The organism is Brevibacterium picturae, from assembly GCF_030453725.1.
Classification (GTDB): domain Bacteria; phylum Actinomycetota; class Actinomycetes; order Actinomycetales; family Brevibacteriaceae; genus Brevibacterium; species Brevibacterium sandarakinum_A.
In genome coordinates, this window is sequence record NZ_JAKDJU010000004.1 from 45,039 (window position 1) to 56,177 (window position 11,139).

The window sequence follows — 11,139 nt, forward strand, 5'->3', positions numbered from 1 at the left end:
ACGGGCATTGCGTACTGTGCGTGGTCTGCGCTTGTCTGCCGCGACCGCTGCCTTCCAGATCGTGGGAGCACGGAGGGTGGACGAACGCGGACGCTCCATCTGGGACGACTTCGTGGATGATCCCAGCAACGTCATCGACGGCAGCAGCGCCGACCCCGGGTCCGACAGCTATCACCGCAGCGCCGAAGATGCAGCACTCCTGTCCGCACTCGGCGTCGACCGTTACCGGTTCTCGATCTCCTGGGTCCGAATCATCCCGCCGATCGTGGCCTGAGTCCGACCGCCGTGGGTGGGGCTGCTGCTGGTACCGAGCACAGTCGGGTGTCAGGAGATGCCGAGGAGCTTCCCGCTCTTCGCAAGCTCAGGATCGGTGCAGGAGGCCAGATCGAAGCAGCAGGGTCGACGCTTCCCCGACTCCAGCTTCGAGATCGCAACCTCCACACGCCGGGCTCGAGTCTCTGCGTTCTTCGCCGCCTGGATCCACCGCACCCACTCCCACCGCGCCATCGGCGTCAGGCCCGCCCAGACCTCGGTGAGCTCGGGTGCGTCCTCGAGCGCAGCGCCGAAATCATCGGGAATCGATGTCTCCGGCCAATCCTTCGTCGGAGTCACCGACACGTCCACGGTGTCGGCCTCCTCCGCATCCAGAGCAGCGGAGAGTTGCTGGCTGACATTGATCCAGTGCCCGCGCATGCCGTCGGGTTCGATCACCGTCGTGAATTCGACGCCGCCCACCGTCCCTTGGGCGGCGACCTGACCGCGGGAGGGCAGCTTCGCACTGGCATCGGCGGGCAGGCGCAGGATCGGCCTGTCGTTGATGACCGCAAGCTGCGTGGAGAATTCGATGACCGTTGGGGTGCTCTTGCTTGTGCTCATGGTCACCAGAATAGCCTCCGCCCGGACGGGTGGCTTCTCGAATCCTGACGGATCCCCGACGCAGCCTGTGTCGGACTCAACCCAGTGCTCGACCGACCCACTCGGGAGACTCGCGCCGAATCCGCCCGATGCGTTCCATCACCTCGTCGGAGAACGGAGCAGTCGAGCCCTGCTCTTGGTTCACATGCAGCCCGATGATCTCTTCTGTGGCGACGAGCTGCCCTCCGACTCGCATTTCATAGGCCAGATGCAGTTTCTTGGGTCCGGCGGACACGAGTTTCGCACCGACCTCCAAATGAGCACCCAGCGAGACCTCGTCGAGGTAACGGATATGGGATTCGACCGTGTAGAGCGAGGTGCAGTTCGCCTCGCGATGGGCCTTGTCGAGTCCGATCTGATCCATCACCTGGTTCGTGGCGAAACCGAAGACCAGGACGTAGAAGGCCTCCGACATGTGGCCGTTGTAGTCAATCCACTCTGAGGCGACCTCGGTCCGGTAGGGGTCGAGTTCGATCGGTGCCGGTCGTTCGGGTTCTGCCCTGGTGCCCTCCGCCGAGGTGGGCTGCAGTGCCGCTCCATGTGCACCGTCGAGACCGGCGGTGAGCCTGCGCAATGCGATGATGCCCGCGTCTCGGTGGGCGACGAGGTCGGGAATCGACTTGTCTCCTGCCGCGACATCACAGCCGGCCACGACGTCGTCGCGCAGCTTCGGGGTGAGCTCCGGGGCGTCCAACCGGGTCCAGGGGGATTTCAGAGAGGGACCGAAGTGGTCGAGCATATGTGCCATCCCCCCTTCACCGCCCGCCAGGTGGAAAGTGAGCATCGGGCCCTGGAACGGCCAGCGCAGACCGGGACCGTCGGTGATGGAACGGTCGATCTGCTCCACCGTCGCCTCACCGTGGTCGATCATGTGCAGGGCTTCTCGCCATTGCGCCTCTTGGAGGCGGTTGGCGATGAAACCGGGGACTTCGTGATCCATCCTGATCACGGACTTGCCGATGCGGGTGTAGAAGTCCGCGGCCCAATCGACGGCCGAGGCTGCGGTGGATTCTCCGCCGACGACTTCGACCAGGGGAATGAGATACGGCGGGTTGAACGGGTGACCGACGACGAGTCGCTCCGGGTGAGCAGCGTCCAGGGCCATCTCGGTCATGCTGTAACCCGAGGTGGAGGAGCCGATGACCACGTGTTCGTCACACACAGCATCGATGCTCGCCAGGAGGCTGCGTTTGAGTTCGAGGCTCTCCGGTGCCGACTCCTGGACGAAGCCGGTACCGGCCACCGCTTCGGCGAGATCGGTGTGAACCGTCCATGCGTCCTTGTTCGCACCTTCGACCATGTCGAGTTCGGCCAGGGCGGGCCAGGCCGCCTCGATGAGGCGGTTCAGCTTGTCCGCCGCATCGGGCGCCGGGTCCCAGACCCGGACCGTGAAGCCCTGCGCGAGGAAATAGGCGGCCCACCCTCCGCCGATAGTGCCGGCTCCGATGCAGGTGACTGTGGTGATGGAGTCGAGGTCGGGGTAGGACGGATCAGAGGCAGCGGCGCTCACAGGTCGCTGCCCGTCACGATCGGTGTCTGCACCCGCAGATCCAGAATCCGGCGGGCCTCGTCCGGTGTTGCCACCTCGGCGCCGAGGCCCTCGATGATGTCGACCGCACGCTCAGTCAGCGAAGCATTGGTGGCCTTGACTCCCTTGGCCAGGTACAGGTTGTCCTCGAGTCCGACCCTGGCATGACCTCCGGCAAGCACGGATTGGGCCACCCAGGGCAGCTGATTGCGACCGATGGCGAAGGAGGTGAACTGCGCACCGGCGGGCAGCATGTTCACCATCGCCGTCAGGAGCCCGGCATCGACCGGAGCGCCATAGGGGACCCCCATGCACAGCTGGTAGAGCGGCGGGGGGTCGATGAGTCCTTCCTCGACGAGCACGTTGGCGAACCACAGGTTGCCGGTGTCGAAGATCTCGAGCTCGGGTCGAACGCCCAGAGTCTGAATCTTCTTCGAGCCCTCGCGCAGCATGTCGGGCGTGGACACGTAGATGTTCGACCCGTCGCCGAAGTTCAGGGAACCGCAGTCGAGGGTGCAGATCTCGGGCAGCAGCTCCTCGACGTGGGGGAGTCGTTCGAGGGCATTGACGAGGTCCGTGCCCGGCATGTGTGTGGTCGGATCCTGCGGATCGACGACGAGGTCTCCGCCCATGCCGGCGGTGAGGTTGATGACGGGGTCGACGTCGGAGGCGCGGATGAGGCGCACGACCTCCCGGTAGTGGGCGACCTCGCGGGAGCCCTGCTTGGTGTCGAGGTCACGCACGTGGATGTGCACGACCGAGGCACCGGCACGAGCGGCGGCGATCGCATCGTCGGCGATCTCTCGCGGAGTGACCGGGACGTGTTCGCTCTTGTTCGCCGTGTCGCCGGCGCCGGTGACGGCGCAGGTGAGAATGACCTTGCGATTCATGATGACTCCTCATCAGAGTTGGGGTTGACTATTGCATGTTTGAGATAGCTGGAGAGACGGCGCCGGAAAGTCGCGGCATCCATGATTCCGGTGAGCACCTTGACCCCGAGCCCGTCGAGCAGGGACGTCAGTTCATCGGCCATTGCCTCGCTGTCGCCCGGGCGGAACTGTCCATCGGCCTGGCCGGCTTCGATGGTGGCGCGCACTGTCTGCGACCAGCGTTCGTAGTGCGCCGGGTAATCGGAGCCATAGGGGTCTTCAAGGCCGAGCCTGGCCCAGGTTTGGAGCCAGATGGACCATTCGCTGCGTGCAGTGCGGCCGATGGGCGACTGCAGCTCGAGCAGACGTTCGAGCCTGCGGTGCGGGTTGGGGACGTCGCCGAGCCAGGCGATCTGGCGATCGAACGCGAGTTTGACCGAATAGTCGAGCGTCGCGTCGAAGAGGTCGGACTTTCCATCGAAATAGTAGTGAATGCTCGCGTTCGAGACTCCGGCAGCCTCAGCGATGTCGGCGATCCGCACCGTTTCGTACCCATGGCGGGCGAACAGGTCCCATGCAGTCTCCACGATGAACCTGCGCGGTGAGGAATCCGGCGCCGGCCCACGGGTCGGGTCGGATCCCGATCGAAAGCGCAGAGGGGTCGCCGACACCTGTGATTCGTCACCGAGCAGCCACCTGACAGTCACTCCGGTTGCAGTGGCCAGACCGAGCAGCTCCGCGGTGCCGAATCTGCGACGACCTGACAGGGACTTCGACAGTTTGGTCTCATCGATCCCGATGCTCGCGGCCACCTGCCGCTGAGACAGTTCACTGCTCCGCAGTGCCTCTTTGGCCCGCTGCGCCGTGATGCCCAGCTCGCCGGCGCCGGTTCCATTGCGATCCGTCATGGCCCCCAACCTATCGTCTGTATGCGCGAATCGCAAGCCGCGTGGGCGTGGAGTCAGAACTTGCGATCCGTGATATGGGCGAAGCGGTGCCACATTCGGCCCCGCACGAGAGCGACGAGCGCGACGAGCAGAGAAGGAACGGATACTCTCGAAGTGATGAACCGACAGTCCGATCACGCCGATCCCACACCGGAGGAGCCCATGAACGACAATCTCCATTCCCGTATGCACGTCGTCTCCGACGAGACCCGAAACCTCGTCAATCTCGTTCTCGACTACTCACGGCGACGCACCTTGGCCGTCGACACGCCGCTCGACCATCCGACGACCGAGACGGAACTCAAACGACTGGCCGGTCCGACCATCACCGAGGACGGTGTCGGCTCGTCTCGTGCCCTGGCGATCTTCGAGCACATCTTCGCCCCCGCCTGCATCACCACCGATCACCCGAAGTACCTGTCCTTTATTCCGAGTGCCCCGACGAAGGCCGCCGTGGCATTCGATCTGGTCGTCTCCGCCAGCGCGCTCTACGGAGGATCCTGGCTCGAAGGGGCCGGCGTCGTCCACGCGGAGAACGAGGTCCTGACATGGCTGGCCGGTGAGTTCGGGCTCCCAGAGAACGCCGGCGGAGTCTTCGTCCAAGGCGGCACGATCGGCAACCTCTCGGCCCTCGTTGCGGCACGTGATGCGCGCAAGGCCCAGCTCGGCGACGAGAAGCCGGGACGTTGGGTCATCGTGTGCAGTGCCGAAGCACACTCCTCGGTCGCCTCGGCGGCCGCCGTGATGGACGTCGATGTGGCGCCCGTGGCCACCGGCGACGACGGGATACTGCGGCCCGAGGGCGTCCGGGCCGCCCTCGAAGAACATGGTGAAGCGGTCATCGCCGTGGTCGCGACCTCGGGAACGACGAACTTCGGCACCATCGACGACATCGCCGGCATCGCCGCGCTCAAGGACGAGTTCGACTTCTGGCTCCACATCGACGGTGCCTATGGGCTGGCCGCCATGCTCTCACCCCTGGCACGACACAAGTTCGCCGGGGTCGAGTCGGCAGACTCGGTCATCGTCGATCCGCACAAGTGGTTGTTCGCACCATTTGATGCATGTGCGCTCATCTACCGCGATCCCACTCTGGGACGGCGAGCGCACACCCAACGCGCCGAATACCTGGACACGCTCACCGAGTCACAGGAGTGGAGCCCCTCGGACTACGCCATTCAGCTCACCCGCCGTCCGCGCGGACTGCCCCTGTGGTATTCACTGGCCAGCTATGGAGCCGAGACCTACCGCGAGGCCATCGGCCACTCGATCGAACTGGCGATGCAGATCGGGTCCGAGGTCAAGAAGCGCCCGAACCTCAGGCTCGTCCGTGAGCCCGAGCTCTCGGTCGTCGTCTTCGAACGCGACGGGTGGGGCCGTGAGGACTATCAGCAGTGGTCGGACCGACTGCTCGAGGACCAGCGGGCATTCGTCGTGCCCAGCTCGCATCAGGGACGCCCCAACGCACGGTTCGCCATCGTCAACCCGCTCACGACCTTCGAGGACCTCGTCGATATTCTCGACACCATGGAGTGATGGACCCAGCTGCGTCCTGCAGGCCCAGCGTCAGCCTCAGGCCCGGCGTCGGGGCTTGAGTTCGACGGTGAAGGTGGGCAGGAGGAACTGTGTGATCGGTCCGATGCCCACGGCATAGAGTGCGGTGCCGATGCCGAAGACGCCGCCGAGCAGCCAGCCCACGATGACCACGCTGACTTCGATGAGGGTGCGCACCAGTCGGATCGATCTGCCGGTGACCCGTGACAGCCCTGTCATGAGGCCGTCGCGGGGGCCGGGGCCGAACTGTGAGCCGATGTACATCGCCGAGGCGACTCCGTTGAGGACGATGCCGCCGAGGAGGAGCCCGATGTTCCACCCCAGCTCCTCGGGCTGGGGCAGGAACAGTCGTGTGAGGTCGAGGGACGGTCCGATGAGGAGCGCGTTGAGCACCGTCCCGAGCCCGGGCTGCTGCTTGAGCGGGATCCAGATGAGCAGGACGAGGAACGAGGTGATCGTGACGATGGTCCCGAATGTCAGCGGCAGGTGCTTGATGATGCCCGAGTGGAGGACGTCCCAGGGCATCATGCCCAGCCCGGACGTCACGATCATAGCCATCGACGCACCGTAGAGGTAGAGGCCGAAAAGCAGCTGCGGCAGTCGGCGGGGGAGTCGGCCGCTCTTGAGCTGCTGGATGGGGCCGATATTCGCGAGTTCGCGCTTCGGCACGGGTGTCGATGACATCGTAGGTCTTTCCGGTTCGATCTGGCTGATACCACCATCATGTCCCTAACTGGCTTTGTAAAAAAGATCCAATTGGAAGAAAGTGGTCATATCACCATCGACACGGTGGATGAGTCGTCGACACAGCGAGGCTGCCATGAGCGCACCAGTGATGAGCGGAACCCGGTTGGCAGGCATCATCGGCACCGGTCCGTGGCCCGGGCCGGCCTACGATTCGCTGACGGCTGGGATCTCCCGTGCCATCGGCGATGGCCGCATCCCGGTCGGAGCCAGGCTGCCCAGTGAACGGGAGGTCGCCGCCGCGACCGGTCTGTCTCGGACGACGACCACCCGTGCCTTCGCGAAGCTGCGTGAACAGGGCTTCGTCCTCACCCGGCGCGGCTCCGGAAGCGTGGTTCAGCTGCCGGAGGTGCCCGGCGGGCGCATCGATCATCTCCTGACCCCGGCGGGTGCGAACGAGGCGGAGATCGATCTCACCTGCACCGCCTCGGTGGCGCCGCCCTGGCTGCTGGGCGCCTATGAACGTGCGGTCGCACAGGTCCACGCCTATCTGCCCGGGACCGGCTACTACCCCTCGGGGCTGCCCGTGCTCAAGGAGCTGATCGCTGAGAGATACACGGCCCGCGGTGTCCGCACCGATCCCGATCAGATCCTCATCACGTCGGGAGCCTTTGGAGCCGTGTCCATCGCCGTGCGCGCACTCAACGAGGGCCGGGGCCGGGTGCTCATCGAAAGCCCGACCTATCCGAATGCGATCGCGACCTTGGAAGGCGCCGGTGCCTCCCTGATTCCCTATCCTCTCGAGCTGGGAGACGAGGGGCATCACTGGGACATCGACGCCATGGATCACATCGCACGCCAGACGCGTGTGCGTTCGGCCTACCTCATCCCCGACTTCCATAACCCCACCGGAGCACTCCTGACCGAGGAGCAGCGACCCGAACTCGGGGCCATGCTCAGGCGCAATGCCATGGTGCCCATCTTCGACGAGTCCCTGGTCGAGCTCGGCCTCGACGGTGATCCCACACCGACGCCGATGGCGGCCTTCGTGCCCGATTCGATCACGGCCGGCAGCACCAGCAAGATCTTCTGGGGCGGCCTGCGCGTGGGGTGGATGCGCATCCCTGCCCACCGCATCGATTCGATGGCGTCCACGCGTCTCAGCCTCGACCTCGGCGCTCCTGTGCTCGAACAGCTCGTGGCCGTCGAACTCCTGCGCGACCACGAGACCATCGTCGGCGAATACCGTGAGAAGCTGCGCGCGGCCAGGGACGGTCTCGCTGCCCAGGTGCGCACCTATCTTCCAACGTGGCAGGTCATCGTGCCCAGCGGCGGAATGGCCCTGTGGTGTCGACTGCCCGAGGACCGTTCTGGTGCCCTTGCCATCGCCGCGCGGGAACACGGACTCGGGTTGGTCGCCGGACCCAATTTCGCCCCGGCCGGGGGACTGGACCGGTGGATCCGTCTGCCCTACACAGTCTCCGAGACGCAACTGGACGAGGTCGGCCCCCGCCTGGCCGCTGCATGGGACGACGCTCTGACGTACACCGACCGTGTTCCGGCAGGACGGGCCCGGACCGTCGCCTGAGACAGTCTGGCTACCATGAGGATATGGACGAGGATATGGATGCGAACGAGGGACTCAACCACGACGGACAGTATTCGACGGCGACAACGGCGGAGGATTTCAGGATCAACATCGCCGAGGTGAATCGGCGTATCGAGTCTGCGGCCCATCGTGTCGGCCGGGACCCCAGCGAGATCGAACTGCTGCCGGTGAGCAAGACGGTCCCGCAGGAGAGGATCCGCGAAGCCGTTGCCGCCGGCTGCCACAAGCTCGGCGAGAACAAGGTTCAGGAGGCCCACCGGAAGTCCGGTGAGATGGCCGACCTGACCATCGATTGGGCGGTGATCGGGCATCTGCAGTCGAACAAGGCTCGTGATGTTGCGACGTTCGCTTCGGAATTCCAGGCCCTCGACAGGCTCAAGGTCGCTGCTGCTCTTGACCGACGGCTGCACGCGGCAGGCCGGCGCCTCGACGTCTATGTCCAGGTCAACACCTCCGCCGAGGAGTCGAAGTTCGGGATGCCGCCGGAAGAGCTGCTCGGCTTCCTGCGGGAGCTGCCGCAGTTTTCTGCCCTGAATGTGCAGGGTGTGATGACCCTCGCGGTGTTCTCCTCCGACATCGACCGTGTTCGCACCTGCTTCCAGCGTCTGCGGACGCTGCGGGATCGGATCCGGGAGACCGACCCCGATCTGATCGGCGCGGGAAAACTGTCGATGGGTATGTCCGGGGACTACGAAGTGGCGATCGAAGAGGGAGCGGACTGCGTCCGGGTGGGGCAGGCCATCTTCGGCAAGCGGGCACTGCCCGACAGCCACTACTGGCCTGAGAACGGCTGAATCCTCCGACGTGCTCGCATCACTGACCAAACATCAGGTTCTCTGGTACCTCACGGCCATACTCACAGGGGCCCTCCTCGGGCTGGCCCTGCCGGCAGCGGCAACGCTGGCCACCACTGCGATCACGCCCTGCCTCATCGCACTTCTGTTCGTGACATTCCTCGACATTCCCTTCGATGCAGTCCGAGATTCATTCACAGACATGAAGTTCCTCGGCGCCGTTGCACTGGCGAATTTTCTCATTGTTCCGCTCGTCGTCGCCGGCCTCCACATCATGATGCCCCTGGATGAGACGGTCGTCGTGCCCGTCCTCATCGTCCTGCTCACTCCCTGCATCGACTACGTCCTGGTCTTCACCAGACTGGCCGGCGGAGCCGATGCGAGTCTGCTCGCACTGACTCCGGTGCTCATGCTCGTCCAGATCATCGCGCTGCCGGTCTATCTGTGGATCATTCTGGGCGAGGCCGCGGCCGTTGCGATCACCCCCGGCCCTTTCGTCACCGCGCTGGTCATCTTCATCATTCTGCCGCTGGGCGCATCCCTCGCTCTCCGCCTCCTGGCCCGCCGATCTGCAGTCGTGGATCGCTCCGCCCAGGTCGTGTCGACGTCTATGGTCCCGCTGATGATGCTCACCTTGGCCGTGATCGCCGCCGCGCAGGTGCCGCTGGTCGCCCCGCACCTGCCGGAGTTGGGCGGGGCCATCGCGACCTTCGTCGTGTTCGCGATCATCATGACCGTCCTCGGCTGGGTCCTCGCTCGGCTGCTTCCGGTGACCGTGGGACTGGGGCGAGCGCTGATCTTCACCGGCGTGACACGCAACTCCCTCGTCATGCTTCCGATCGTGCGCGCCATCACCGCCGACGGCATCGGGCCGGCGGCAATCGTCGCGCAGACAATAGTCGAGCTTGTCGTCATGCTCATCCTCGTCCGTGTGGTGCCGCGTATCCTCCCGGGAGCTGCTGTGTCCGAAAACCGCTAGTATTGTCTCGGATTCGGAAGCAGAATGGTCATATGCTCACCACAGATCAGTGCTACCAGGCAGTGGCCGGGCGCGACAGACGCTTCGACGGAATGTTCTTCACTGCGGTGTCCTCGACCGGCATCTTCTGTCGCCCGTCCTGCCCGGCGAGGACTCCTCTGCGCAAGAACGTCGATTTCTACCGGACCGCGGCGGCAGCAGCGGAGGCGGGCTTCCGGGCCTGCAAGCGGTGCCGGCCCGATGCCAGCCCGAATTCGCCGGAATGGGATATACGGGCCGACGTCACGGGCCGTGCCATGAGACTCATCCAGGACGGCCTCGTCGATCGGTCTGGGATCTCGGGTCTCGCCTCGGCGCTGGGATACAGTCCACGCCAATTGGGACGGGTGCTGCAATCGGAACTCGGGGTCGGCCCGCTCGCCATCGCCCGCACCGAACGTGTGAGGACGGCTCGCACTCTCGTCGAATCGACGAGGCTGTCGATGAGCGAGATCGCCTTCGCCGCCGGATTCTCAAGCATCCGTCAGTTCAACGACACCTTCCGCGCCGTCTACTCATCCAGCCCGAGGGATCTGCGCAGCGGTGCCGGAGAAGTGCACGGCGGACAGAGCATCGTCGTCCGCCTCGCGTACCGTCCACCTCTCGACCATGCTCACCTGTTCAGGTACCTGGGCGTGCGCGCGATCGATGGTGTCGAGGACGTCAGCGAGGACCGCTACACCCGTTCACTGCGCTTGGCACATGGGCCGGCAGTGCTGACATTGACTCCGGGATGCGGGGACTTCATCGAATGTCACCTCCGGTTGGCAGACACCCGCGACCTCGGAAGCGCGGTGGCCAGGGCCAGACGAATCCTCGACCTCGACGCCGATCCCGGCGCCGTGCGTGCGACCCTGACGGACGCGGGACTCTCCGAACTCAGCGACACCTGCCCGGGAATCCGCTCCCCGGGCACCGGCGACCCGGTCGAGCTCGCCATTCGCACCGTCCTGGGGCAGCAGATCTCGGTCGTCGCCGCACAGACCCATCTGAATCGCCTGGTGACCGCCTTCGGACAGGACCTTCCTGAAGACCTGAGGGTCGACTCCGTCGACCGAGTGTTCCCCACGGCAGCGGCAATCGCAGAGATCCCTGATGAGCATTGGTCGCTGCCGGGGCGCAGGATCGACACGCTCCGGACGTTGAGCACCCAGCTGGCAGAGGGGTCGATCGACCTGGGGCCCGGCTGTGATCGCACCGAGGTCGACGAGCGCCTGCTTG

At 65.1% G+C, this 11,139-nt stretch carries 11 protein-coding genes; 6 read left to right on the plus strand and 5 right to left on the minus strand.

Going from position 1 to position 11,139, the window contains the following annotated elements; genetic code table 11:
- The first annotated feature begins 31 nt into the window (after positions 1-31).
- On the plus strand, positions 32-274 hold the full coding sequence (locus tag L0G76_RS01145) for a family 1 glycosylhydrolase (protein ID WP_304355595.1): 243 nt from the start codon (positions 32-34) through the stop codon (positions 272-274).
- 50 nt (positions 275-324) lie between these two features.
- On the opposite strand, the gene L0G76_RS01150 is transcribed toward L0G76_RS01145, so the two are convergent.
- The 4 genes from L0G76_RS01150 to L0G76_RS01165 all read right to left on the minus strand — a co-directional run bounded on the left by L0G76_RS01150 (position 325) and on the right by L0G76_RS01165 (position 4,220).
- Positions 325-876 carry a YdeI/OmpD-associated family protein gene (locus L0G76_RS01150; RefSeq protein ID WP_304355596.1) on the minus strand — a complete coding sequence of 184 codons (552 nt, stop codon included), beginning with the start codon at positions 874-876 and terminating at the stop codon, positions 325-327.
- A 76-nt stretch (positions 877-952) separates the two neighbouring features.
- Positions 953-2,425 carry a 3-hydroxyacyl-CoA dehydrogenase NAD-binding domain-containing protein gene (locus L0G76_RS01155; protein ID WP_304355597.1) on the minus strand — a complete coding sequence of 491 codons (1,473 nt, stop codon included), beginning with the start codon at positions 2,423-2,425 and terminating at the stop codon, positions 953-955.
- Positions 2,422-3,333 (minus strand): beta-keto acid cleavage family enzyme, encoded by a 912-nt coding sequence (locus L0G76_RS01160; protein WP_304355598.1) that lies wholly within the window; start codon positions 3,331-3,333, stop codon positions 2,422-2,424. The genes L0G76_RS01155 and L0G76_RS01160 overlap by 4 nt, the downstream gene beginning before the upstream one ends.
- The gene (locus tag L0G76_RS01165) at positions 3,330-4,220 is read right to left on the minus strand and encodes a TetR family transcriptional regulator C-terminal domain-containing protein (RefSeq protein ID WP_304355599.1); all 891 of its coding nucleotides are present in this window, start codon (positions 4,218-4,220) and stop codon (positions 3,330-3,332) included. Before L0G76_RS01165 ends, L0G76_RS01160 begins: the two co-directional genes overlap by 4 nt.
- 201 nt (positions 4,221-4,421) lie before the next feature.
- On the opposite strand from L0G76_RS01165, the gene L0G76_RS01170 reads away from it, so the two are divergent.
- A complete protein-coding gene (locus tag L0G76_RS01170; protein ID WP_304355600.1) occupies positions 4,422-5,795 on the plus strand; it encodes a pyridoxal phosphate-dependent decarboxylase family protein in 1,374 nt (457 codons plus the stop codon).
- Positions 5,796-5,831: 36 nt separating this feature from the next.
- Here L0G76_RS01170 and yczE read toward each other — a convergent pair whose 3' ends face one another.
- Complete coding sequence (gene yczE / locus L0G76_RS01175) at positions 5,832-6,497, minus strand: membrane protein YczE (RefSeq protein ID WP_304355601.1); 666 nt, start codon at positions 6,495-6,497, stop codon at positions 5,832-5,834.
- Between the two features lie 136 nt (positions 6,498-6,633).
- On the opposite strand from yczE, the gene yczR reads away from it, so the two are divergent.
- From yczR to L0G76_RS01195, 4 genes are all read left to right on the plus strand, one after another.
- Positions 6,634-8,085: a MocR-like transcription factor YczR gene (gene yczR, locus L0G76_RS01180; protein WP_304355602.1), complete on the plus strand. Its 1,452-nt coding sequence runs from the start codon at positions 6,634-6,636 to the stop codon at positions 8,083-8,085.
- Between the two features lie 23 nt (positions 8,086-8,108).
- A complete protein-coding gene (locus L0G76_RS01185) occupies positions 8,109-8,900 on the plus strand; it encodes a YggS family pyridoxal phosphate-dependent enzyme (RefSeq protein WP_304355603.1) in 792 nt (263 codons plus the stop codon).
- A 10-nt stretch (positions 8,901-8,910) separates the two neighbouring features.
- On the plus strand, positions 8,911-9,879 hold the full coding sequence (locus L0G76_RS01190; protein ID WP_304355604.1) for an arsenic resistance protein: 969 nt from the start codon (positions 8,911-8,913) through the stop codon (positions 9,877-9,879).
- A gap of 32 nt (positions 9,880-9,911) precedes the next feature.
- Positions 9,912-11,139: Ada metal-binding domain-containing protein (locus L0G76_RS01195; protein ID WP_304355605.1), on the plus strand; the 1,228-nt coding region annotated here is incomplete at its 3' end.

What these genes read in the sequence shown, in the direction of transcription:
- yczE (WP_304355601.1), bottom strand. Translation starts at nt 6,497, where the DNA reads ATGTCATCGACACCCGTGCCGAAGCGCGAACTCGCGAATATCGGCCCC.
- L0G76_RS01150 (WP_304355596.1), bottom strand. Translation starts at nt 876, where the DNA reads ATGAGCACAAGCAAGAGCACCCCAACGGTCATCGAATTCTCCACGCAG.
- L0G76_RS01170 (WP_304355600.1), top strand. Translation starts at nt 4,422, where the DNA reads ATGAACGACAATCTCCATTCCCGTATGCACGTCGTCTCCGACGAGACC.
- L0G76_RS01185 (WP_304355603.1), top strand. Translation starts at nt 8,109, where the DNA reads ATGGACGAGGATATGGATGCGAACGAGGGACTCAACCACGACGGACAG.
- L0G76_RS01160 (WP_304355598.1), bottom strand. Translation starts at nt 3,333, where the DNA reads ATGAATCGCAAGGTCATTCTCACCTGCGCCGTCACCGGCGCCGGCGAC.
- L0G76_RS01165 (WP_304355599.1), bottom strand. Translation starts at nt 4,220, where the DNA reads ATGACGGATCGCAATGGAACCGGCGCCGGCGAGCTGGGCATCACGGCG.
- yczR (WP_304355602.1), top strand. Translation starts at nt 6,634, where the DNA reads ATGAGCGCACCAGTGATGAGCGGAACCCGGTTGGCAGGCATCATCGGC.